This window comes from Pseudomonas sp. ABFPK (assembly GCF_001586765.1).
Taxonomy (GTDB): domain Bacteria; phylum Pseudomonadota; class Gammaproteobacteria; order Pseudomonadales; family Pseudomonadaceae; genus Aquipseudomonas; species Aquipseudomonas asiatica.
In genome coordinates, this window is the sequence record NZ_LQXW01000089.1 from 186,465 (window position 1) to 210,808 (window position 24,344).

Below are 24,344 nucleotides of genomic sequence, written 5' to 3' on the forward strand. Positions count from 1 at the left end.
TGACAAGCCAAAGATGCTGACAGGCTTGAACCAAAAGGTATGCGGTCGGTTGCTCTTTATCCGTTTTGGGGGCACACGGACATCATGACCGCCGGTGGAAAGGCAGGGTCTAACCCATCTCGTTACTCAAGCGAAACACGGTAAGCCCGTATCGCTGCCCTTCGGGGCAGGCAGACCGTAAGGAATGCTGTTGGTGGTGCGGGTAAAGGAATGTGGAGAAAGCGAATGCCGTCCTGTAATGGGACGGATAGGGGTTGAGCCGTAAGGCGACATCATCCCACGCGAAAGCGGGCAGACTTCCACTTGGTCTTTCTCTACGAGAAAACTTGTCCAACCTTCTACAAGAGGGAATTGCAGATGACTACGCAAGAAATTGCTTGCGCGGGTGCGCCCTCACACGAATCGGTCACATGGCACAGCATCGACTGGGCTGCGTGTCACCGTGAAGTGCGAAGGCTCCAGGCGCGTATCGTAAAGGCGACTCGGGAAGGAAAACACGGCAAGGTGAAAGCCCTGCAGTGGATTCTGACCCACTCGTTCAGCGGCAAAGCATTGGCCGTCAGACGAGTCACCGAGAACCAAGGTAAGAAGACGCCGGGCGTGGATGGCATCACATGGTCCACCCCGGAAGCCAAGTCTCAAGCCATGTTGTCAATCAAGCGGCGCGGGTATCGTCCCCAACCGCTGAAGCGTGTCTATATTCCTAAAGCCAATGGGAAGATGCGGCCGCTGGGTATCCCGACCATGAGAGACAGGGCGATGCAGGCGCTATACCTGCTGGCTCTTGAACCCGTGGCCGAGACCACAGCGGACGGACGCTCGTTTGGGTTCCGACCGGAGAGGTCCACGGCGGACGCCATCGAACAGTGCTTCACGGCACTGTCCAAGAAGGTGGCACCGCAGTGGGTTCTCGAAGGCGACATCAAGGGCTGCTTCGACAACATCAGCCATGACTGGCTCATGGGTCATGTACCGACGGATCGCGAGATTCTGAGGAAGTGGCTCAAGGCCGGATACATGGAAGATCGGCAACTTTTTCCAACAGAAGCTGGTACCCCGCAAGGGGGCATCATCTCGCCAACTCTGGCGAATCTCGTCCTCGACGGGCTGGAAGCCAAACTGGATGCTGCGTTCGGAAGAAAGCGGTACGCCAACGGTGTACAGACCCGTTTGATGGTCAACTATGTGCGGTATGCGGACGACTTCATCGTGACAGGACGCTCGAAAGAGCTACTGGAACAGGAGGTCATGCCGATCATCGAGGACTTCATGCGGGAACGGGGGCTCACGCTCTCACCCGAGAAGACCAAGATCACGCACATCGACGAGGGCTTCGATTTCCTCGGGCAAAACGTGCGCAAGTACAACGGCAAGCTGTTGATCAAGCCGTCGAAAGCGAACGTGGCGACCTTTTTGGAGAAAGTGCGCTCGGCGGTCAAAGGCAATAAGGCGCTGGATCAGCCTCGGCTGATTCGGATGCTCAACCCAATGATCCAAGGCTGGGCGAATTATCACCAGCACGTCGTGTCCAAAGCGACGTTCGCGCGTGTCGATCATGAGATTTGGCGTGTGTTGTGGCAGTGGGCCGTTCGTCGGCATCCGCAGAAAAGCAGCGTCTGGATCAAGCAGCGCTACTTCCACTCCGTAGGCACCCGTAACTGGGTGTTTGCGGCGGCGACGGGTGAAAGGTTCCCTGATGGGAACCCCATCCTGTCGTCACTGCGGAAGGCAACGGATACGCCCATTCGGCGACACCGGCCAATCAAGTTGGAAGCCAATCCATTCGACCCGACGTGGGAGACGTACTTTGAGGAGCGTGTAAGCCTCAAGATGCAGAACTCACTGCGGGGCAGGAAGAAGCTCATCAACCTCTGGTTGGCACAGGATCGTCGTTGTCCGATCTGCCAAGAGTTGATCACGCAGGAGACGGGGTGGCATGTCCACCACATCATTCGGCGGGTCGATGGCGGAAAGGATGGGAACACCAATCTCATCATGGTGCATCCAAACTGTCATAACCAGATTCACGTCAATGGTCTCAAGGTGGTGAAGCCGGTCCGCGAAAGCGGGCTTTGAAAGGCTTGAGCCGTATGAGGGGAAACTCTCACGTACGGTTCTTAGGGGGGGATGGGCCAGCAATGGCCTGTCCCTACCCGACTACCTACCCGATGGTTTCTTCGATCTGCTCGTGGTCGACGAGGGGCATGAGTACAAGAACAGTGGTTCGGCCCAAGGCCAGGCCATGGGCGTTCTGGCAGCCAAGGCGCGTAAAACCTTGCTGCTGACTGGGACACTGATGGGCGGCTACGCTGACGACCTGTTCTACCTTCTGTTCCGCGTACTTACCCAGCGCATGATCGAGGACGGCTACCGGCCCAGCGCGCGTGGCAGCATGGCTCCTGCAGCTATGTCGTTCATGCGCGATCACGGTGTGCTCAAGGACATCTACACCGAGCGCGACGGCGATTCGCACAAGACGGCCAAGGGCAAAAAGCTCTCGGTACGAACCGTGAAGGCCCCAGGCTTTGGCCCGAAAGGCATACATCGGTTCGTGTTGCCTTTCACCGTGTTCCTGAAGCTCAAGGACATCGGTGGCAACGTGCTGCCCAGCTACCAGGAAGAGTTCGTCGACGTGGAGATGTCGCCGGAGCAGACCTCGGCCTACCAGCGCTTGGCTGGGACACTGACAACGGCACTCCGCCAAGCCCTGGCACGCCGCGACACTACCCTACTGGGTGTGGTGCTTAACGTGCTGCTGGCATGGCCGGATTGCTGCTTCCGATCAGAGATTGTCAAACATCCACGCAGTCGGGACACACTGGCGTACGTGCCGGCGCTGTTCAGTGACGATGAGCTGATGCCAAAGGAGCAGGCGCTGTTGAACCTGTGCCTCGATGAAAAAGCGAAGTGCCGCAAGGTCCTCGCCTACACAGTGTACAGCGGGACACGCGATACAACGTCCAGGTTGAAGAACGTCCTCGAGCAGGCAGGCCTGAGGGTTGCGGTACTGCGAGCCACGGTTGAAACGGCTCGGCGCGAGGACTGGATCCTCGACCAGGTCGACCGCGGCGTCGACGTGTTACTCACTAACCCGGAGCTGGTTAAGACCGGGCTGGACCTGCTGGATTTTCCGACCATCGCGTTCCTGCAGACGGGGTACAACGTGTACACCCTGCAGCAGGCCGCACGGCGTTCGTGGAGGATCGGGCAGAAGCACCCAGTGCGGGTGATTTTCTTCGGCTACGCCGACAGTTCGCAGATCACCTGCCTGCAGTTGATGGCGAAGAAGATTGCTGTGGCGCAAAGCACTTCAGGTGATGTTCCTGAATCTGGTTTAGACTCACTGAACTCGGATACGGAATCCGTCGATATTGCGCTAGCACGAAAACTGCTAGAGCGTTAGTACAAGGCCACCCTAAGGTGGCCTTTTTTAATCATTTAAAAGCATTATACGAGAGTATGAACCAAGGCCACCTGCTCATTAGATAAGAGATTATGATTTATAGCCCTGGTTGCAAAGTACCGCAACGCTGGCATTCTAGAATCTCGAAAAATCCCCTCAAAGCCTTTCAAGTTAACGTATCGACACAGCCTTTTTAGATACATCAATTCAGTCTGCACCTTCCCAGTAAGGCGTTGCAAAGTTGAGCTATGCCTAAAAAGTTTGAACAAACCCTCTACTTGCTCCTCTTTTTCCAAGAGCTCCCACAATGCTGCATGGCTTTGCATAAACATTTGACGCTGTCTTTGACTGCAAGAATATGTATAAGCATCAAGAAGATCTTGAATTCTTTTAGGATTTATATCCACCTCAAGCTCTATAGCCAGTTCAAACCACCATATTCTAGCTCGCATCATATTGAAATGATCACCATCTTTAGCTGCAAGCTCAGCGAGCTTGTAGTACTCATCCAACTGCACTCGAGGGTCATTAATTTCTGCTATAATATCTAGCCTGATTGTATTGGAAGCAAGTTTCGCACCTTTAGCCCGCGCCTTATCAGCCAACTCAACCAGCCGCTTATACTTATGCTCATCATCAGAAAGTCCAACAAGGATGCTTTCAGCATGAAACCGCGATGATACAGCACGCTTAATCTTCATTACGGAATTAGCGAACTCCTTCGCTCGATCAACGTCCTCGAGATTTTCATAGGCATAGGCCATGTTTATATATAGCGAAGCTCTAACCTCAGCTGGGTTCTCTTCTTTAAGAAGTCGTTCACACTCAGCAATTGCCTCCTCATACTCCCCGAGCATTCTGAGTGACCGTGCAAACTGAAGCCGTATATTCTTAACAAAATGATGCTCATCATACTCCGAGAGCTTAGGAAGCAAAGCACGACACAAGCGCACGACGAATAGATATTTACCCGCCTCAGCCAATCGCTGTAAATAATCGTGCAAAACCTTTATTCGATCAACTACTCTTTTTGACTTTGACTCTTCATTCTCCGATGCAAGTGCATCTGAGATCAAGCGCGCCAATATCAAAGTTGCATTTTGCTCTACCACTGAGCTCAGCCTATATACTGAAAAACCAAAAGAGCGATGGATTTTTAACGACTCTCCAATTTTCCAGCCTTTACCAAAATATACATCTGCAGCATCTTCAAAGCCCTCGACAAGCCGTTCCTCGCCCAATGTTTTGTGAATAAATCTTTGTACAGAAGGCTTAACCGCTACAAACTTATCACTATCCGCTTGCGTGCCGTTCAACTCATTTGTTTCAGAAAGCTCGGCCAGACCAACACTTACTAAATGGCTAGCCATCCCAGGCCTAAGCCTTCTACAACCACCAAAATACTTTATAGTGGACACGTTTTCGCCGTTCTTGAAGAACGTTAATGCAACTAATAAATTGTAGATATTAACCTCATGATCACTCCCCCCCTTAAGCCTTTCGATTTCTTGCCGGAGAGAGGTAGGAATTGTAGCTTCCTCATCTATTGACTCATCAGATGAACCCAAGGCGATGCTGTCGAAGCTACTAAACCTAAGCTCACTTAGAAGATCATCGATGCGCCCTGGCAATCCTGCAGTAAAAGCGTACACGGCTCCTGAATTTAACTCATTAACTCCAACGTTTTCAGCATAGGGATGTAGCTCAACATATACTTTACTCTCTGGCTCATCCAAGGCTTGTAAAACAACCGGCTTAACACCTGGCACCGAGAATCCTACAGAGCTTCTCACAATAATTTTCAGACTTTTGCAAAAATCTAAGAAGATCTTCGTAATTGTTTCTACACCCAACACCAAATTTCTTTTTTCATCAGGAGTGCCAATAACACAAACCTCATCCAGCAGTAGATAAGCATCTTCAGCTTCTAGTTGCTCACAGAAAGAGTTAATATTGCCGCCAATGATTACACCCTGCAGCGAATCAAGGTCATCACTGATTCCAGTGAATGATTGAAGATCCAGACGATAAACTGCTTTACCGTCCTCCCCTCTAGCATGCAGGAGGCTTGCAAGAAACTCATCCCCCGCCATGTCTTGTTCGGCAACTATCCAGACCATGCTGCACTTATCTAAGCTACTAATCGCCTCTCTCGCCTCCAGGCGACGACAGTCCATGTGCCTAGCAAATTCCGGCAGCGTATACTTGTACCGCCCCAGATTATTAGTAAAATGCCTTTTCCTTAGGCCCCGTTCGCTATGAACTTTCTCACCGAACGAGGCTATGGCTTTTTTAACTGAAAACCGTCAACCTCTCTCACTTTCCAATCTTGCTGAAAGAATTTTTCATCTCGACTGAGTATCTCCCCATCCCTAGAAACCTGCCAAATTGATCCTACTTTTTGCTCAAACTTCCTAGGCCAATACATACATTTTTCTGTGCTGGCATCTAAAGCGGCAAAGTAATATCCATGTCTCCGGCCTTCTTCCTTGCCCTCCACCTTCTCAAGCCCAAAAAGCGACGAGGCCTGAATTGTCCGCCTATTGTGGGCGCCTACGCTCACCAATTCGGGACGATTATCATGCATATGGCCGAAAAGATGGGCGTCAAAATATTCCGGATTGAAGATTTCACCCGTAAACTCTTCTTTCGCCGCCTTACAAAACCAAGTCATCGGATGGTGAGTAACAAGCAAATTCACGTGATTTGATCTTGACCATTTTGGCAGATCACCCTCGACCACTGAGTTTAATTGTCGCACTGAAATATCAAGTTTTTCCTGCAGATTACCTGCAGCCAGATGGGTCCATGCAGAGTTCAATCCCACCAACCCCACATTTAACCCATTGACTTTCAATTTAACTGAGCAATCGCCAGGTAGCAGACCCTTTACATCCAACGCTAGAGGTATAGGGCTATCAGAAATCCCTTCAACGAAATTTGTGTAATTTTCAAAAGCGGTTAAAACTTCATCCCTATAACTTGAAGGCTCACCACTTAAAATTTCGTCCCTAACAGCCGTTTTTTGCCTGAGAATGTCTGAAAAATTAAGGAGAGCAGAGCTTTTCCCAGGTCGAACAAGATCATGATTCCCTGGAACCAGAAACAGCTTTGGACAACACCCTACCTTATCGAAAACCTCCCAAAGCCTTACAAGCTCATCCTTAACACTCGAAAATTCTTCAGAGTCACCTTTGAAAGCCATATCACCCGAAAATATCACTAAGTCTAACGGGCCGCTTTCTCCAACTTGCCTTATGATGTCATTATGAATCTCATCCCGAACTACAGCCCAGACCTCGGAGGTACGATCCTGTCCACGATGAAGGTCACTAATATGCATCCAATGAAGTTTGAGATTTTCCATATTCTTATACAGCCTTAATCTAATTTATGTACCTTTACTTATCCGCAATCGCCCAACTTATCAAGCGCACTAATACTTTCACTTTAATCTATATCACAAAACATCTTACCGCAAGGCACAATGACATCATCCTGACCAATGCCATACAATGGTCCAAATCTATCAACATGTGGTTGCGCTTGAGACACGCTTCGGATATCGGCCTCTGCCCCGGTTAACAATTCAAACTCACTCAGAACAACTGCTTATAAAAAGGACCAAAGTCACGATTGGGCATCCGCCCGGCCCACCCGTTGGCCGGTGCCAAGGCTCGTCCACACGGCCATAGCGATGTGAGGAACTTTCTGGTCATCACTGTCTCGGTGAGCACATTGATCAGATCAGGCCCTTCGTCCAGTATTGCCACCATCCCTACCTCATCCAATCGGTACTCAGCCCTCCAGGCGCAGGCCTTGTCACTTCCCCGCGGGTAGAGGGCGCGACGTCGTACAAGTTGATCCGCTCGTGGTCGTACCATTGATCCCCACCAGATCAAGCGCCACCGTCGCAGGTAGTTGTCGTAGATTGAGTATTGCCCGAAGCTAGGCCTCCTCGCTCGTTTGTCGGCTGCATCGCATCCGCGCATTGACGTGACAACAGTCAAACAGTTTACTGTATAAATATACAGCCAATCATTTGGATTGACCCGTCATGACCCTCACTTTCCTTGGCACGCCGACTGGCGGCCCTACATTGCTGCCGGTGTATTCGTTTCGTGTGCCGGCAGGCTTCCCTTCACCAGCGGCGGATCACATGGAACGCCGCATCTCGCTTGACGAGCTGTTCGATCTGCGCGCTCCGCACGTGTACCTGGTGCAGGTAGAGGGCGACAGCATGCAGGGCGCCGGTATTTTCTCGGGCGACCTTCTCATCGTAGACCGCAGCAACGAAGCCGAGCACGGCGATATCGTGATTGCCGCGATCAACGCCGAGCCAGTCTGCAAGCGCCTGTACCGACGCAATGGCGTGCTGATTCTCCAGTCGGAGAATCCTGCCTACCCACCTCGGCACGTCATGGAAGGCGACGATCTGATCATCTGGGGTGTAGTTCGCTACAGCGTGCGCGACCATGCCCAGTGACCAGGTGTTCGCGCTGATTGACTGCAACTCTTCTGGACCCTAATTAACCGTTAGCTTTGATTTTATCAATGTAATTCAATGCTTTAACCTTAGTAACTATTTTTAGGTTTTTCGAGCGTGTTCTACTGAACCCCGCAAATGGAATAATCTGGGCGCCACTGCGTTCAGCGCGATGGTCATGACATGTACCGATCTAGAGGTGATGGAGCACCCAGACACATACCCCCAAAATTTCTGCTTGAGCCAAAGGCAAAACCCGTTGCGCTCCCAATAGAGGATTTTCAACTCGACTGTGGTGGCGATGCGGATTACTACTCGGTGCCGTACCAGCTGGTGAAGCACCAGCTCGAAGTGCGCCTGACGGCGCAAACGGTGGAGTGCTTCCACGCCAACCAACGAGTGGCCAGCCATCTGCGCTCGCTGTACAAAGGCCGCCACACTACCCAAACCGAGCACATGCCCAAGAGCCACCGCGAACACGCCGAATGGACACCGCAACGGCTGATCGGCTGGGCGGAGCAAACCGGGCCGAACACTGCTGGTGTCATCGCCTACATCCTCGAACGCCGGATCCATCCGCGGGACGGCTTCCGTGCCTGTCTGGGCATCCTGCGCCTAGGAAAACACCATGGCGAAGATCGGCTGGAAGCTGCTTGCCAGCGCGCCCTGGCGCTGGGTGCGTGCAGTTACAAAAGCCTCGAATCGATCCTTCGCCAAGGTCTGGAGCGGCTGCCACTGGCCCAACAAAACCTGCCGCTGTTACCCGAAGAGCACATCAACCTGCGCGGCCCCGGCTACTACCACTGACCTGAAGGAGCACCAAAATGCTACCCAATCCAACCCTCGACAAACTACAAACCCTGCGACTGCACGGCATGATCAAAGCGTTGAGCGAGCAACACAGCACGCCGGATATCGCCAGCCTCGGCTTCGAGGAACGCCTGGGCCTGATGGTTGATCGCGAGCTGACCGAGCGTGAAAACACGCGCCTGAGCAGCCGCCTAAAAGCGGCCCGACTGCGTCATAACGCTTGCCTGGAAGACATCGATTACCGCAGCCCCCGTGGTCTGGACAAGTCACTGATCCTGCAACTGGGCAGCGGCCAGTGGTTACGGGACGGCCTGAACTTGATCATCGGCGGCCCCACTGGCGTAGGCAAAACCTGGCTCGCTTGCGCGCTGGCACACAAGGGGTTAAGCCGAGATAAAGGAAAATCAGGACATTTATTCCGTAAGCTGTTGATCTATAATGGTTTCACTGAAGGATAGGCGCAGACCTCGACCTATCCTCGCACGCCTGTCGCCTGGTCTCTGGAATTTTCAATTCCGACAAGTAGTTGCAGACCAAATGAGTTTTCCCTTATCTCGGCTTGACCCCATGTAGGCGAGCTTCAGTCTTATGCAAGACCATGTTGCGCTCTACGGCAAAGTCTGTGCACCAGGTAACGCATCAACCATTCGTTGGCCTGCCCATGTCTTTCTCCTGGTTCGACGGAATTACTTAAACGCGACCGGTTCGCCGTTGACGGCCCAGCTCACGCCGAAGCGGTCGGTCAGCATGCCGAAGGTCTTGGCCCAGAACGCGGGTGCCAGCGGCATCGTCACCTGGCCACCTTGCGACAGCACGTGGAAGGTGCTGTGGGCCTTGTCGATCGTGTCGTACTGAAGCGCGAGCATCACGCCCTTGACGCCTTCGTATGGCATGCCGGGCGGGGTGTCGCCGGCAAACAGCATCGCGCCACCGGGCAGCGCCAGGCAGCCGTGCATGATGCCATCCCCACTGGGTGCGCTGCCGCTATCACAGCCTTCGCCGGGGTTGGCGGACGCAGGCATGTCGGCGTAGCTCATCATGGTTTCGATCTTCGCGCCGAGCGCCTTTTCGTAGAATGCAAAGGCCTCGCGAGTGTTGCCGTTGAAGCTGAGGTAGGGAGTAAGGGTGGTGCTCATGGTGGGCTCCTGTTGCCAACGTGGATGGACTCGATGTGTCGGCATCATTTAGTCGAACGGCTTCGACGCCTTTCGACAGTCGCAACAAAAAATTTCTCAATCTCCAGACACCCACCAAGGACAATCAGGGCCAGTTGCTTCTGGCGGCAGATGAGTATCGAGAGCAATGGATAGTCGCACAGGCCTCTTTGGCGGCCTCCGTGAAGAGGGCTGTGAGCGATCGCACTCCATCGACAACCTATGATCGTCGACTCGAGGTGGAGAGAATCATAGAAGGAATTCCGGTAAAGCTTGCATTGCAGCAACGGACCAGTGCATCAGTCGATCATTCCTGGTGGACATTGAGTTGGCGGACAAAATATTCGTCGGATGGCTCGAATCGCCGTTTCTACCTGACAAAGAATGGTTGCTGGACAATTCCCGCGATGGTCGCTCTGAACATGATGGAAGAGATGGACGCCCTAGGGGGGATGAATGAGCAATACTTCGATCATCGCGGGAGGCCATATTTTGAAACCCTAGTTTCCAGCGAGATGCTTCCCGAGCAAAAAACAGAAGCTCTATCGAAGGTGACTGGACCAGACGAGGACTGGGGGGAAAATCCCTTTGTTGTGATCACTTACGATCCGAACAAAAACTGGAAGAAAGTCATGATCGTGAATACCGACATCGCTACCTGCTGACCTTCGCGGAGGTGCTTAACCCGCGGACCCTGGCCCTGCGCCTGACCGCGCTGACTCAATGGCACCGCTATCAGGGCTTTCCCGACCCAGCAGCCAGCGCCACCGTGCGTAAGACCTTGCGCGGTATTGAGCGAGTGAACGGGCGCCCTCGACAAAAAGCCAAGGCCCTGCTGCTGGAGGATCTCGAACTCATCGTGTCGCACTTGGACACGCTCGAAGGGCTCGCCGCGCTGCGTGACAGCGCGCTGCTACAGCTGGGGTACTTCGGCGCCTTCCGCCGCAGTGAGCTGGTCACGCTGGAGGTCCGCGATCTGCAGTGGGAACGGGAAGGTCTACGGATCACGCTCCCGCGCTCCAAAACCGATCAAGAGGGCGAGGGACTGGAGCGCGTGATCCCCTATGGCGACGGCCTCTGCTGTCCAACGAAGGTGTTACGGGGCTGGTTGGAAGCCGCTCAGATTGAGCAAGGACCATTGTTTCGACGCGTCAGTCGTTGGGGCGTGATCGGCGAGGTGGCGCTGCACGAGGGTAGCGTCAATACCATCCTGGCGACACGTGCCGAAGCCGCGGGACTGTTGTATGTGCCACAGATGAGCAGCCACAGCCTGCGCCGAGGCTTGGCCACCAGCGCTTACCGTGCCGGGGCGGACTTTCTGGAAATCAAGCGCCAGGGTGGGTGGCGGCACGATGACACCGTACATGGCTATATCGAGGAGGCTAGAGCCTTCGAAGACAATGCCGCCGGCTCGTTGTTACGGCGAAAACCATTAATGTAGTCCTCGGTTACGTGGTTTACATGCATCCACGAAACCTAGCAGAAGGGGCCGAATATTGTGTTTTATTTGCATGAAATAAAGCTATAAAATCATAACCTTGTGACTCAAATGTCCTAATTTTCCTTTATCTCGGCATGACCTCCGCAACGCGCCATGCCTGGCGCACCAAAAAAAGGCATCACCAAAAATTGGCGATGCCCGCATGCTCAAATGAGCGAGTCGTGATAAGCCGCATTACCTCAACGATAGGAGACCAATCAAATCGTCTGTACGGCGATGCACTGATGGCACCTGTAAGCCAATCAGACGGTAAGAAGCGACTTGCCATCCATCTCTGACGGAATAGGCAAACTCAGCATCTGCAACAAAGTTGGAGCGATATCGCACAGCCGGCCGTTTTTCAGTCCCAAACGATCAGGCTGCTCACTGACCAGAATCAGGGGAACAGGATTCAAGGTGTGAGCCGTGTGTGCCTGACCAGACTTGACGTCGAGCATTTGTTCGACGTTGCCGTGGTCGGCAGTAATCAGACATTCGCCTCCTGCTGCGAGCGTCGCTTCGACCACTCGGCGCAGACAGTCATCCAGTACTTCTACGGCCTTTACTGCGGCGTCAAAAGAGCCGGTGTGGCCCACCATGTCACCATTGGCGTAGTTGCAAACGATAAGGTCGAATGTGCCGCCGGCGATGGCGTTGACCAGATGATCCGTCAGCAGCGGTGCACTCATCTCAGGCTGGAGATCGTAGGAAGCCACATCAGGCGAAGGAATCAGGATTCGCTCTTCACCGGCAAAAGGCTGCTCTCGGCCACCGTTGAAGAAGAACGTGACGTGGGCATACTTCTCGGTTTCGGCAATACGTAATTGCTTCTTCCCAAGATTCGCCAGGTGTTCGCCCAAGCTGTTGCTGATCGCCTCTGGAGCGAACGCACAGGGGCAGTCCAGCTCTTCGGAATACCGGGTCAACGTCAGCAGTCGATCCTTGGGCAACACAAAAGGCCGCTCAAACGCGTCGAAGTCAGGTTTGATCAATGCCTGGGTCAATTCTCGCGCCCGATCGGGGCGGAAGTTCATGAAGATCATCGCGTCATCAGGGCCGACACTGACAGGTTGCCCAATCGTTGTCGGCTTGACGAACTCGTCCGACTCCCCGCGCTCGTAAGCTGCTGACAAAGCCTCAGAAGCGGTTGCCGCTTGATGTTCAGCATCCCCTGAAACAATCAGGCGGTACGCCGATTCAATCCGAGGCCAGCGGTTATCGCGGTCCATTGCATAGTAACGACCGACCAACGAGACGATCCGTCCAGCGCCCAGGCGAGCGAACTCAATCTCCAAGGCATCAAGCGATGCCTGCGCACTCTTGGGCGGAGTATCCCGACCATCCAGGAAGCCATGCACATAGATTTTTTCGACACCCTGCTCAACCAGGCAACCGCATGCCGCGACAATCTGATCGATGTGGCCATGAACACCGCCAGGAGAAAGCAGACCCATGACGTGCACAGCACCCTCGCGCGTCTTTATTCCCTGGATCAATTCCAGCAACGCGGGGTTGCGGGAGAACTCGCCATCGGCGAGCGCTTTATCAACCCGGGTCAGGCTTTGATAAACCACCCGGCCCGCTCCCAGGTTCATATGCCCAACTTCGGAGTTCCCCATCTGGCCTTGAGGAAGCCCAACCGCCAAACCTGATGTTTCGATTTGGCTGTTCGCAAAACGCGCAAGCAACGCATCGAATGTAGGTGTCCTGGCCGCTGCAAAAGCGTTCGACTCAGTCGCCTGACGAATGCCGACACCGTCGAGAATAATCAAAGAGCGCGTAGTCATCGTGCCCCCTAAAAGATGTAGTCGGTGGTCAAGAAGCTCGACTCACGATGACGGATGATGTCGCTGACCAGATCCTTGTTGCTCTCCTGGAACTTGGTGGCGACCAGTGTCCGGATGGAAAACACCCGCAACGCGTCATCGACCGAGAGCGTGCCTTCGGCAGAGTTTTTGCGGCCGTTGAAGGGAAAGCTGTCCGGACCACGCTGGCATTGCGCGTTGATGTTGATGCGCCCTACCTGGTTGGCGAACGCATCGACCAGACGCCCCACTTCTGCGGAGTTCGTGCCGAAAATGCTCAGTTGTTGGCCGAAATCGGAGTCGAGGACGTAGTTGATGACTGTTTCCAGATCGCGGTAAACCACCACTGGTACGACGGGTCCGAATTGCTCTTCGTGGTACACCCGCATTTCGCTAGTCACCGGGTACAGCAACGCCGGGTAGAAGAAGGTTTCGCAGACTTCCCCGCCTCCGGCATTGACCACTTGGGCGCCTTTGCTGACAGCATCGGCCACAAGTCCGGTAAGGAAATCAGTCTTGCCAGGCTCCGGCAGCGGAGTTAAGGCCACTCCCGCTTCCCAAGGCATGCCCGGTTTCAGCTGGGCAAGCTTCGACTGAAACTTATCCAGAAAGGCGTCAACTACGTTTTCATGAACAAAGAGAATTTTCAGCGCCGTGCAACGTTGCCCATTAAACGACAGAGAACCGGTCACGGCCTCTGAAACGGCGTTATCCAGATCAACATCAGGCAGGACGATGCCGGGATTCTTGGCATCCAGACCGAGGGCTGCACGCAGGCGATGTGGCTTGGGGTGCAGCTTTTTCAGATCACTGGCCGCCTTGTTGGTGCCGATGAATGCGAAGACATCGATCTTGCCACTGGCCATCAAAGCGCTGACGGTTTCCCGGCCGCTGCCGTAGATGATGTTGATAACCCCTGCCGGGAAGCTGTCGCGGAACGCTTCCAGCAATGGCCTGATCAGCAACACACCGAACTTGGCGGGTTTGAACACCACGGTGTTGCCCATGATCAACGCCGGGATCAACGTGGTGAACGTCTCGTTTAGCGGGTAGTTGTAAGGCCCCATGCACAGGGTCACGCCCAGAGGCACGCGGCGGATTTGTCCCAGCGTGTCCTGCTCCAGCTCGAAACGGCTGGAACGACGATCCAGTTCCTTGAGGGCATTGATGGTGTCGACAATGTAGTCGCAGGTGCGATCGAACTCTTTCTCTGAGTCCTTGAGGTTCTTGCCGATCTCCCACATCAACAACTTCACCACGGCTTCCCGTTGTTCGCGCATACGCTTGAGGAAAACCTCGACGTGGCGAATACGTTCGACCACACGCAGGGTGGGCCAGGTGCCCTGACCACGGTCATAGGCCTGCACCGCCGCATCCAATGCCGTCATCGCGGTTTGCGCATCCAGTAGCGGAGTACTGCCCAGAATCACGGCCTCGTGTCCCGATTCTTTTTTCAGGCACACAGGGCTACGGACCGGCGCTAATGGGCCGTCCCACAACCGCAGTTCCCCATTGACCAGATACTCTCGCTGCTCAATGGCCGGTCCTGGACGGAAAGCCGCAGGGATTTCGTCAGCGCTTGGGAACAGTGCTTCAAGTCGATTATTCAAAGTCATTTTTCATCCCTCTGTGCAGGTGCTCGCGCGGCCCGAAAGAAACGATCGGACACGCAGCGCCTGCACATTCAAAAGAATTCAGATCGCGATAGAGTCGGTGATCGGCCCGGTTTGAGCCGCCCAGCAAATGGCAGCGAAAGACATCGCATCCAGAGACGCTCCGCCGATCAAGCCGCCATCGATATCGGGTTGATTGAACAATTGTTCTGCGTTGTCGGCCTTCACACTGCCACCGTACAAAATCCGGCAATCGGCGGCCGCTGCGCGATCTTGGTCAGCCAAATATTGGCGGATGTGTCGATGCACCGCTTGCGCCTGCTCGGGCGTCGCCGTTTCGCCAGTACCAATGGCCCAGACCGGCTCGTAGGCAATCACGCCTTTAACCAGATCCTGAATGCCAACAGCCTTCAGTACCGCATTCAGCTGATTGGTGACGACCACTTCCGTTTCGCCGCTCTGACGCTGAGCGAGTGTTTCGCCCACACACAACACCGGAATGAGCCCGGCACGCAGCGCCGTAGCAAATTTCTTTGCCACGAGATCATCGTCCTCGGCATAAAGTGCACGGCGCTCCGAATGCCCGACCAACACAAAGCGACAGCCGATATCGTGGAGCATCGAAGCGCTGACCTCACCGGTATGAGCGCCTGAGAGCTGGGCGCTGAGATTCTGCGCACCCAGTGCAACATCTGAATCATCAAGCAAATCGGCTACGGTCGTCAGGTAGGGATACGGCGGGCAAAGCGCAACTTCAACGCTTTCAAAGCGTGAAATCACCGGCAGCAAACTAAGCAGCAACGACGCGTTTTCAGCACTGCTGCCATTCATTTTCCAGTTGCCGATCACCAGTTGTTTTTTGTTCGAAGAGGTCTGCATGATTCAGGCTTTCCTGTTCACAAGCGCGGCCGTGTTGTAAGGCGCCCGCTCCTGCAAGGCCTCTTCGATGCGCAACAAGCGGTTGTATTTACCGACGCGATCCGACCGGCTGAGGGAGCCTGTCTTGATCTGTCCCGCGCAAGTGGCGACGGCGAGGTCGGCGATGGTGGTGTCCTCGGTCTCACCCGAACGATGGGAGATGACGGCGGTGTAACCGGCATCTTGCGCCATGCGAATGGCGTCCAGCGTTTCGCTGAGCGTGCCGATCTGGTTGAACTTGATCAGGATCGAATTACCGATCCCTTTCTGAATGCCCTCACGCAGTATCTTGGTGTTGGTCACGAACAAGTCGTCACCCACCAATTGCACGTGACCCAGCTTTTGGGTCAGGCCTGCCCAGCCGTCCCAGTCACTTTCGTCCATCCCGTCTTCAATGGAGATAATCGGGTACTTGTCGCACAGCATCGCCAGGTAATCGGCAAAGCCTGCCGAATTGAACGACTGGCCTTCACCGGCGAGCACATATTGACCGCCCTCGTAGAACTCGGATGCCGCGCAATCGAGTGCCAGGGTAATGTCCTTGCCCAGCTCATAACCCGCTCGACTCACCGCTTCCTTGATAACAACCAGTGCTTCTTCGTTGGAGGCCAGCGAAGGCGCGAACCCACCCTCATCCCCCACCGCCGTGCTCAAGCCACGCTCCGACAAAACCTTCTTCAAGGAATGGAACACCTCGGCGCCCATGCGCAGGCCTTCACGGAACGACGATGCGCCGACGGGCTGGATCATGAATTCCTGGATGTCGATGTTGTTATCGGCATGCTCACCCCCGTTGATGATGTTCATCATGGGAACCGGCATGCTGAACTGGCCAGGCGAGCCGTACAGCGCCGCCAAGTGTTCATACAAAGGAATGTTCTGAACCTTGGCCGCCGCTTTGGCGGTCGCCAGTGACACGGCGAGAATCGCATTGGCCCCCAGGATGCTCTTACTCTCGGTGCCATCCAGCGCAATCATGACGTTGTCGATTTCGCGCTGGTTCAAAGCATCCAGTCCGATCAGGCACTCGCGGATCGGGTTGTTCACGCTCTCGACCGCTCGCATAACGCCTTTGCCCATGTAGCGCGCTGCGTTGTCCCGCAATTCAAGCGCTTCGCGTGACCCCGTCGAAGCACCAGAGGGCACGCTGGCGGTAGCACTGACGCCATTGGCGAGTGTCACCACGGCTTCAACCGTCGGGTTGCCTCGCGAGTCGAGGATTTCCCGAGCGCTGATGTGTTGAATCTGGCTGGTCTTGTTAAGCATGGTTTTCCCCCTTCGGATGGTTCGGAGCTTGCGTGCCGTCGCTCGGCGACTTCAGTAATTCCTGCTGCTCCGCGTACTGCTCACGAAAATCGAAATCTCTTGGCCACGATTCACGATCATGGTTATTCGTTGCGTCGTGATCTGCTGAATGGGTCTTACTCATCAGTCCTTCCTCACTCAGCGAATGGCTTCACCGACGCACACGACTCGAAGGGAGTTCGTGCCACCTTGGGCGTTGGCGTAGTCGCCTTTGGTAATCAGCACGTGATCGCCAGCCTTGACGACGCCACGCCGGGTCAGCTCCGCAACGGCCTTCTCGTTCACCAACTCAGGGTCGAAATCATCGCTGTCGAACGGAATGGTGGTGACACCACGGAACAGCGTGACCCGGTTCTGAGTAGCCAGATTGCGAGAGAATGCAAAAATGGGCAGGTGCGAGCGAATGCGCGACATCAAACGAGGGGTATCGCCGCTCTCCGTCATGCAGATGATGGCTTTGACGCCATGCAGATGGTTGGCTGCATACATCGCTGACATCGCGATGGATTCGTCGATCTTGTGGAACACTTGATCGACACGGTGCTTGGAGCGATGGGATTGAGGGTGTTTTTCCGCACCGATAATGATCCGGTGCATGGCCTCAACCGTCTCGATCGGATAGGCACCGGCCGCGGTTTCAGCGGAGAGCATCACCGCATCGGTACCATCCAGCACCGCATTGGCCACGTCGAACACTTCAGCACGGGTCGGCATAGATTGAGTGATCATCGACTCCATCATCTGCGTCGCCGTGATTACCACGCGATTCAGTGTGCGAGCACGGTCAATAATCAGCTTTTGCACGGCCACCAATTCTGCATCGCCAATCTCAACGCCCAGATCGCCACGAGCGACCATTACACCTTCCGATGCTTCAATGATCGCGTCCAGAATACGTAGATCGTTGACGGTTTCTGCGCGCTCGATCTTCGCGATCAAGCCTGCCTGCCCTCCAGCTTCATGCAGCAACCGACGCGCCAATTCCATATCCGAAGCATCGCGTGGGAACGACACAGCCAGGTAGTCCACCTGCATTTCTGCGGCAGTCTTGATATCGGCGAAGTCCTTCTCGGTCAGTGCCGACGCAGACAATCCCCCACCTTTGCGGTTGATCCCTTTGTTGTTCGAAAGCGGCCCGCTGACCAGGACTTCGCAGATCAATCGCGTCGCCTCGACCTTCAGGACCCTAAGCTCGATTCGCCCATCATCAAGCAGCAAAATGTCGTACGGACGGCTATCGGTGATCAGCGCTTCGTAGTCAATACCGACTCGCTGCTGGTCCCCTGCATTCTTGTCCAGGGAAGCGTCGAGAACGAACTGCTGACCCTTTTCCAGGATCACCTTTCCTTGCGCGAATCGCGCAATTCGAATTTTCGGACCTTGCAAATCAGCCAACACCGCCACGAAGCGGCCATGCTTGGCAGCCAGCTCACGGACCAACCTCGCCCGGGCAATGTGATCCTCCGCCTTGCCGTGAGAAAAATTCAGACGCACGACATCCACGCCTGCTTTGACCAACCCCTCGATGGCTTCGAATGATTCGGTTGCTGGCCCCAATGTAGCCACAATTTTTGTTCTGCGTTGCATGACAGTCACCACTTCAAATACGTTCGTATGAATAGCGCCCCGTATAAATCCGAAGCCCTGCTTCGCTAACCCATGCGCGAATTGTTCGAGCCCGGCACGCCGAAGCCGGCCGGGATGCTCGAAGGTCGGTCATGATTCGCGGTAGAAAGCCCCTGAATCGTAGAGTTCAGGGGCTTTGCTTTAACCGGACTCCCGATCAGGCCGTTTCGATCTTGCTGCGGTTCTGCTCGACCTTATTCAGGTAGTCCTTGAGGTTTTCCTGTTCCGCCGGTGTGATAAACAAACCGAGCTTGCTGCGGCGCCACAGAATGTCGTGCGCGGTGGTGGCCCACTCTTCACTGCACAGGTAATCGACTTCACGGGTGTAGAGCCCGCCGCCGATGTGTTCGCCCAGATCGCTCAGGTTCTGCACGCCTTCCAGCATGCGCCAGGTGCGGCTGCCATAAGTGGTGGCCCAACGGCTTGCGATTTCGCTTGGCATCCAGTCGAACTTGTCGCAAATCAGCGAGCTCAATGCCTGCGGGGTGGTCATGTCTTCGCCGCCGGGCAGAGTCGATTGCGCGGTCCAGCTCGGCTTGATGCCTTTAAAGAACGGCGCCAGTTGCGCCAGGGCCGATTCGGCCAGTTTGCGATAAGTCGTCAGCTTGCCCCCGAACACCGACAACAATGGCGCCTCTGCCGCACTGCCGGACAGGGCCAGGGTGTAGTCGCGAGTCACGGCCGAAGGGTTGTCGGATTCGTCATTGCACAGTGGGCGAACGCCAGAGTAGCTGTGCAGGATGTCCTCGCGGCTCAGTCGCTTCTTGAAGTGCGCGTTGACCACCTTGAGCAGGTAATCGGTTTCGCCTTCGGTGATCGTCACTTTGGCCGGGTCGCCGGTGTATTCGCGGTCGGTGGTACCGATCAGGGTGAAGTGGTTCAGATACGGAATAGCGAACACGATGCGCTGGTCTTCGTTCTGCAGAATGAAAGCATTCGGCGCGTCGTAGAGTTTCGGCACGATCAGGTGGCTGCCCTGGATCAGGCGGATGCCATACGGTGATTCCAACATCAGGTCATCGCGAATGAACTTGGCGACCCAGGGGCCGGCCGCATTCACTAGCGCCTTGGCGCGAATCGAAAACAGGTTGCCGTCAGCGCGTTCCAGGTGCAGGTGCCACAAACCGTTGCTGCGCCGGGCGCTGACGCAGCGGGTTTGGGTGTGAACATGAGCGCCTTTCTCGCGGGCGGCCATGGCATTCAATACGACGAGGCGAGCGTCATCGACCCAGCAATCGGAATATTCGAAGCCTTTGGTGATTTCGCTTTTCAGCGGGCTGTCCGGACCGAACTTCAGGCTTTTCGAACCTTCAAGTTTTTCCCGTTTGCCCAGGTGGTCATAAAGGAACAGACCGGCGCGGATCATCCATGCAGGTCGCAGGTGCGGGCGGTGTGGCAACACGAAGCGCATCTGCTTGACGATGTGCGGCGCCTTGGCCAGCAGCACCTCGCGCTCGGCCAGGGCTTCTCGAACCAGGCGGAATTCGTAATGTTCGAGGTAGCGCAGGCCGCCGTGGATCAGTTTGCTGCTGGCCGACGACGTGTGGCTGGCCAGGTCGTCCTTTTCGCAAAGGAACACCGAAAGACCGCGACCGGCGGCATCCGCTGCGATCCCCACGCCATTGATCCCACCACCGATGACGGCGATATCGTAGACCTCAGCGAGAGGGGGCGTAGGCAAGGTAGAAGTGAGCATCGGCAGGCCTCAGGGCTTTGTTGTGCATTTGAATTCGAACATTAATGTTCATTTTCGAAAATTGCAACCGAAATTGACGCCCGCGACCACTTAACTTCGATTGAAAATACTCATCGAAGGGCCGCTAAAGGAACATTTTCGAACATTTAGATGTGCGGGGGGGGGATTTGTAGTGCGGGCTTAACCGCCCTTGGGGTTAAACAACCTCGAGGCGAATCTTGTGTTGACTCAGTAGCTGCGCCAGCGCCGGCACTGGCGGCTGATCGGTGACCAGGCAATCGATCAGGCTGATCGGTCCCAGTCGAACCATGGCGTTACGACCAAATTTACTGGAGTCGGCCGCCAGTATTACTTGTCGGGCATTGGCGATGATTGCCTGGGATACCCGCACTTCCTGATAGTCGAAATCCAGCAGGCTGCCGTCTTCGTCGATCCCGCTGATACCGACCAGGGCGAAGTCGACCTTGAACTGGTTGATGAAATCGACGCTGGCCTGGCCGACGACACCGCTGTCGCGGCGCACATTGCCGCCAGCGAGCAGGACTTCGAAATCATCCTTGGCGCTGAGGATCGAGGCGACGTGCAGGTTGTTGGTGATCACCTTGAGCTGGGTGTGATTGAGCAGCGCCCGGGCGATGGATTCGGTGGTGGTGCCGATGTTGATGAACAGCGAGGCGTGATCGGGAATCTGGGCGGCGATAGCTTCGGCGATGCGTTGTTTCTCATCGCGCATTTGATCGGCACGCATGGCGTAGGCAGTGTTTTCTACGCTTGAATCGTAAGCAGCGCCGCCGTGATAGCGACGCAACAAATTTACTTCCGCCAATTGATTGATATCGCGGCGGATGGTCTGCGGTGTAACGACGAACAGCTGAGCCATTTCCTCGATGCTGACGTAACCGCGTTCGCGGACCAGCTCGAGGATTTGCTGCTGACGGGGAGGCAGATTCATGGGGCTTCCTTTGGGCTGCCGTGCAAAATTTGCCCATGATGCCGCAGGAATCCACTCCCTGCCAGTTACATACGGATACGAGTCAGTGCTCTGGCTTACTTAGCCTCTTCGTGCGGTTCCCAATCGCGGGTGCGGCTCACGGCTTTTAGCCAGCCGGCGTAGAGTTTTTCCTTCTCTGCTTCGGCCAAGTGAGGTTCGAATTCGCGCTCGATCACGGCTTTGCCACGCAGTTCGTCCAGGCTGCCCCAGAAGCCACAGGCCAGACCTGCCAGATAGGCAGCGCCCAGGGCAGTGGTTTCACGCATTTGTGGGCGTTCGACGTGAGTGCCGAGAATGTCCGCCTGGAATTGCATCAAGAAGTTGTTCGCGACTGCACCGCCGTCGACGCGCAGGGCTTTGAGGCGTTCGCCCGAATCCTGTTGCATGGCGTCGAGCACGTCGCGGGTCTGGTAGGCAATCGATTCCAGGGCCGCGCGAATGATGTGATCCACGCGTACGCCACGGGTCAGGCCGAACAGCGCACCACGGGCATACGGGTCCCAGTACGGTGCGCCTAGACCGGTGAAGGCCGGGACCAGGTACACGCCGTTGCTGTCTTTGACCTTGCCGGCAAAGTATTCGGTGTCGTGAGCGTCGTTGATGATTTTCAGCTCGTCACGCAGCCACTGCACGGTGGAACCGCCGTTGAACACCGCGCCTTCCAGCGCGTAAGCGACTTCGCCGCGTGGGCCACACGCGATGGTGGTGAGCATGCCGTGCTTGGATTTCACGGCCTTGTCGCCGGTGTTCATCAGCAAGAAGCAGCCGGTGCCGTAGGTGTTTTTCGCCTGGCCTGGCTCGACGCACATCTGACCGAACAGAGCAGCCTGTTGGTCGCCGGCAATGCCGCCGATGGCGATACCGCTTTTGGTATGGCCGTAGATTTCCGAGGACGACTTTACCTCTGGCAGCATTTCCCGCGGGATATCCAGTATCTCAAGCATCTTCGCATCCCACTCCAGGGTGTGGATGTTGAAGAGCATGGTCCGCGAAGCGTTGGTGTAGTCGGTAACGTGGATCTTGCCGCCGGTAAATTTCCAGATCAGCCAGCTGTCGATGGTGCCGAACAGCAACTCGCCGTTGCGGGCGCGTTCGCGGCTACCTTCGACGTTGTCGAGAATCCACTTCAGCTTGGTGCCGGAGAAGTACGGGTCGGTAACCAGGCCCGTGGTTTCGCGGATGTACTGTTCATGGCCATCGCGTTTGAGCTGCTGGCAGATCTCGGTGCTACGTCGGCACTGCCAGACGATTGCGTTGTAGATCGGGCGGCCGGTGGTCTTGTCCCAGACTACGGTGGTTTCGCGTTGGTTGGTGATGCCGATGGCGGCAACCTGATCGTGATGCAGGCCGGCTTGAGCCAGGGCCTCGACCATCACCGCACTTTGGGTGGCGAAGATTTCCATCGGGTCGTGTTCGACCCAACCGGCTTGCGGGTAATGCTGGGCGAATTCGCGCTGAGCGGTACAGACCACATTGGCGTCGCGGTCGAAAATGATCGCCCGGGAGCTGGTCGTACCCTGATCGAGGGCAATGATGTAGTTCTTATTCTGAATGTCGGTCATGTCGATTGCCTTGGACGAAATAAGGGGGGGTGGGGGCGCGAGATCAGGGTTGGGCAGGATTTCGCGCCGCCGCTTTCAAGAAACTTTTACTTTGCCGTCAATGGCGTGTTCTGCAGGCGTGTTCTGCATCCTTTGTAGCAGGTATGACGCTGGGTAGATGGCGGGCAATCAGCCCGCGATAGGCGGCAGCGCCGAGGCAGGCACCGATGATCGGTGCAAAAATCGGAATCAGGAAGTACGGAATATCGCGCCCGCCGGTAAAAGATATTTCACCCCAGCCGGCGAAGAAGGTCATCAATTTAGGACCGAAATCGCGCGCCGGGTTCATCGCAAAACCGGTCAGCGGGCCCATCGAGCTGCCGATCACGGCAATCAGCAGACCGATCAGCAACGGCGCCAGTGGGCCCTTTGGTAGACCATTGTTGTCGTCGGTCAGGGACATGATCACGCCCATTAGAATGGCGGTGATGATCACTTCAACCAGAAATGCTTGGCCCGTCGACAAGGCAGGGTTCGGGAAGGTCGAGAACACCGAGGCCAGTTCCAGGCTGGCTTGTGTGCCGCGAACCATATGGTGCGTTTGTTCGAAATCGAAGAACAGGTTGCTGTAAAGCGTGTAAACCAACAACGCTGCGCAGAAGGCGCCAGCGACCTGGGAGAAGATGTAGAACGGTAGTTTGCGCTTTTCAAAGTCGGCAAAAATGCACAGCGCAATACTGACTGCCGGATTGAGGTGGGCGCCGGAAACACCGGCGGTCAGGTAGATCGCCATGCTCACGCCGATCCCCCAGATGATGCTGATTTCCCAAAGGCCAAAGCTGGCACCCGCGACCTTGAGCGCGGCAACACAGCCCGTACCAAAGAAGATCAGTAAAGCAGTACCCAGGAACTCGGCCATGCATTGGCTCGAGAGCGAAGGTTGTTGTAATGCAGTCGTCATTGAAAACCTCGTTTTTTGTTGTTGTCGGGCGCTTTTTCATCAGGGTCAAAGCGCGATTTTCACTGAAGCAAGATCCCCTTCGATCTCGAGCTTGCTGCCGAGTGTTGCAGTGGAACATTCGCAAAATGTTCACATTCGAAAAATACAGACATTGAACACTGGTGTCAAAGGTCGAAAGTGAATAAAAACCCAATTCAACTATTAGTCATTAGTCACATGAATCATCGTTCTTGCTTAATCAGCGCCTCTCTCTGACGAGCGGCAACAAGCGCTGGTAGCCCTTTGGAAATTGGCCAAATAGAGCCTTGTGTCGATCAATGACCTAGAATCCAGCACACCATTTTTCTTCAGCCGCCAAGCCAAGAGCTACCATTACACCCGCATTGGATTTGTTGAAAAAAGTTCGTTACGAACATCGTGCGCGCAGTTTGCGGATTCCACGGTCATCTGGCCACCCATTCCATAAGCATCTGACCACCGATTCCACGGTGATCCGGCCACCCATTCCACGCGTATCCGACCACTGATTCCACGGTCATCCGGCCACTCAACCGG

At 55.2% G+C, this 24,344-nt stretch carries 17 protein-coding genes and 3 pseudogenes; 7 read left to right on the forward strand and 13 right to left on the reverse strand.

Annotated features, from left to right (window positions below; translation table 11 throughout):
- Nucleotides 1–357: 357 nt before the first annotated feature.
- Both ltrA and WM94_RS28490 read left to right on the forward strand, forming a co-directional pair.
- Nucleotides 358–2,076, forward strand: coding sequence for a group II intron reverse transcriptase/maturase (gene ltrA, locus WM94_RS28485; RefSeq protein ID WP_033955702.1), 1,719 nt, complete (start codon nucleotides 358–360; stop codon nucleotides 2,074–2,076).
- A gap of 82 nt (nucleotides 2,077–2,158) precedes the next feature.
- Nucleotides 2,159–3,403 (forward strand): annotated as a pseudogene (locus WM94_RS28490) (helicase-related protein); the annotation flags it as partial.
- A 44-nt stretch (nucleotides 3,404–3,447) separates the two neighbouring features.
- Here WM94_RS28490 and WM94_RS28495 read toward each other — a convergent pair.
- On the reverse strand, nucleotides 3,448–5,580 hold the full coding sequence (locus WM94_RS28495; protein ID WP_061552725.1) for a hypothetical protein: 2,133 nt from the start codon (nucleotides 5,578–5,580) through the stop codon (nucleotides 3,448–3,450).
- 104 nt (nucleotides 5,581–5,684) lie between these two features.
- Nucleotides 5,685–6,770: a metallophosphoesterase gene (locus WM94_RS30015; protein ID WP_082810673.1), complete on the reverse strand. Its 1,086-nt coding sequence runs from the start codon at nucleotides 6,768–6,770 to the stop codon at nucleotides 5,685–5,687.
- 690 nt (nucleotides 6,771–7,460) lie between these two features.
- Here WM94_RS30015 and WM94_RS28505 point away from each other — a divergent pair.
- From WM94_RS28505 to WM94_RS28515, 3 genes and pseudogenes are all read left to right on the forward strand, one after another.
- Complete coding sequence (locus tag WM94_RS28505) at nucleotides 7,461–7,889, forward strand: LexA family transcriptional regulator (protein WP_061552727.1); 429 nt, start codon at nucleotides 7,461–7,463, stop codon at nucleotides 7,887–7,889.
- Nucleotides 7,890–8,189: 300 nt separating this feature from the next.
- A pseudogene (locus tag WM94_RS28510) lies at nucleotides 8,190–8,696 on the forward strand (IS21 family transposase); the annotation flags it as partial.
- A 17-nt stretch (nucleotides 8,697–8,713) separates the two neighbouring features.
- Nucleotides 8,714–9,079, forward strand: a pseudogene (locus WM94_RS28515) (ATP-binding protein); the annotation flags it as partial.
- Between the two features lie 306 nt (nucleotides 9,080–9,385).
- Here WM94_RS28515 and WM94_RS28520 read toward each other — a convergent pair.
- Entirely contained in the window at nucleotides 9,386–9,835 is a 450-nt protein-coding gene (locus tag WM94_RS28520) for a VOC family protein (protein ID WP_041506109.1), read from the reverse strand.
- Nucleotides 9,836–9,855: 20 nt separating this feature from the next.
- On the opposite strand from WM94_RS28520, the gene WM94_RS31010 reads away from it, so the two are divergent.
- Together WM94_RS31010 and WM94_RS28530 are read left to right on the forward strand one after the other, a co-directional pair.
- On the forward strand, nucleotides 9,856–10,518 hold the full coding sequence (locus tag WM94_RS31010; protein WP_168928524.1) for a hypothetical protein: 663 nt from the start codon (nucleotides 9,856–9,858) through the stop codon (nucleotides 10,516–10,518).
- 11 nt (nucleotides 10,519–10,529) lie between these two features.
- Nucleotides 10,530–11,294: a site-specific integrase gene (locus WM94_RS28530; RefSeq protein ID WP_235575256.1), complete on the forward strand. Its 765-nt coding sequence runs from the start codon at nucleotides 10,530–10,532 to the stop codon at nucleotides 11,292–11,294.
- Between the two features lie 302 nt (nucleotides 11,295–11,596).
- On the opposite strand, the gene gpmI is transcribed toward WM94_RS28530, so the two are convergent.
- The 10 genes from gpmI to WM94_RS28575 form a co-directional block, all read right to left on the reverse strand.
- Nucleotides 11,597–13,120, reverse strand: coding sequence for a 2,3-bisphosphoglycerate-independent phosphoglycerate mutase (gene gpmI / locus WM94_RS28535; protein ID WP_057978689.1), 1,524 nt, complete (start codon nucleotides 13,118–13,120; stop codon nucleotides 11,597–11,599).
- A gap of 8 nt (nucleotides 13,121–13,128) precedes the next feature.
- A complete protein-coding gene (locus WM94_RS28540; protein WP_057978691.1) occupies nucleotides 13,129–14,754 on the reverse strand; it encodes an NADP-dependent glyceraldehyde-3-phosphate dehydrogenase in 1,626 nt (541 codons plus the stop codon).
- 78 nt (nucleotides 14,755–14,832) lie between these two features.
- Complete coding sequence (gene tpiA, locus WM94_RS28545) at nucleotides 14,833–15,630, reverse strand: triose-phosphate isomerase (RefSeq protein ID WP_057978693.1); 798 nt, start codon at nucleotides 15,628–15,630, stop codon at nucleotides 14,833–14,835.
- 3 nt (nucleotides 15,631–15,633) lie between these two features.
- The gene (gene eno, locus WM94_RS28550) at nucleotides 15,634–16,935 is read right to left on the reverse strand and encodes a phosphopyruvate hydratase (protein ID WP_057978694.1); all 1,302 of its coding nucleotides are present in this window, start codon (nucleotides 16,933–16,935) and stop codon (nucleotides 15,634–15,636) included.
- The gene (locus WM94_RS30590; RefSeq protein ID WP_166729440.1) at nucleotides 16,928–17,098 is read right to left on the reverse strand and encodes a hypothetical protein; all 171 of its coding nucleotides are present in this window, start codon (nucleotides 17,096–17,098) and stop codon (nucleotides 16,928–16,930) included. The genes eno and WM94_RS30590 overlap by 8 nt, the downstream gene beginning before the upstream one ends.
- 14 nt (nucleotides 17,099–17,112) lie before the next feature.
- Nucleotides 17,113–18,561 carry a pyruvate kinase gene (gene pyk / locus WM94_RS28555; protein WP_057978697.1) on the reverse strand — a complete coding sequence of 483 codons (1,449 nt, stop codon included), beginning with the start codon at nucleotides 18,559–18,561 and terminating at the stop codon, nucleotides 17,113–17,115.
- A 196-nt stretch (nucleotides 18,562–18,757) separates the two neighbouring features.
- A complete protein-coding gene (gene glpD, locus WM94_RS28560; RefSeq protein ID WP_057978699.1) occupies nucleotides 18,758–20,296 on the reverse strand; it encodes a glycerol-3-phosphate dehydrogenase in 1,539 nt (512 codons plus the stop codon).
- Nucleotides 20,297–20,492: 196 nt separating this feature from the next.
- Nucleotides 20,493–21,248, reverse strand: a complete 756-nt coding sequence (locus tag WM94_RS28565; protein WP_057978701.1) for a DeoR/GlpR family transcriptional regulator — start codon at nucleotides 21,246–21,248, stop codon at nucleotides 20,493–20,495.
- A 95-nt stretch (nucleotides 21,249–21,343) separates the two neighbouring features.
- Nucleotides 21,344–22,849 carry a glycerol kinase GlpK gene (gene glpK / locus WM94_RS28570; protein WP_057978703.1) on the reverse strand — a complete coding sequence of 502 codons (1,506 nt, stop codon included), beginning with the start codon at nucleotides 22,847–22,849 and terminating at the stop codon, nucleotides 21,344–21,346.
- Nucleotides 22,850–22,946: 97 nt separating this feature from the next.
- Nucleotides 22,947–23,789: an MIP/aquaporin family protein gene (locus tag WM94_RS28575; protein ID WP_057978705.1), complete on the reverse strand. Its 843-nt coding sequence runs from the start codon at nucleotides 23,787–23,789 to the stop codon at nucleotides 22,947–22,949.
- Nucleotides 23,790–24,344: the final 555 nt, after the last annotated feature.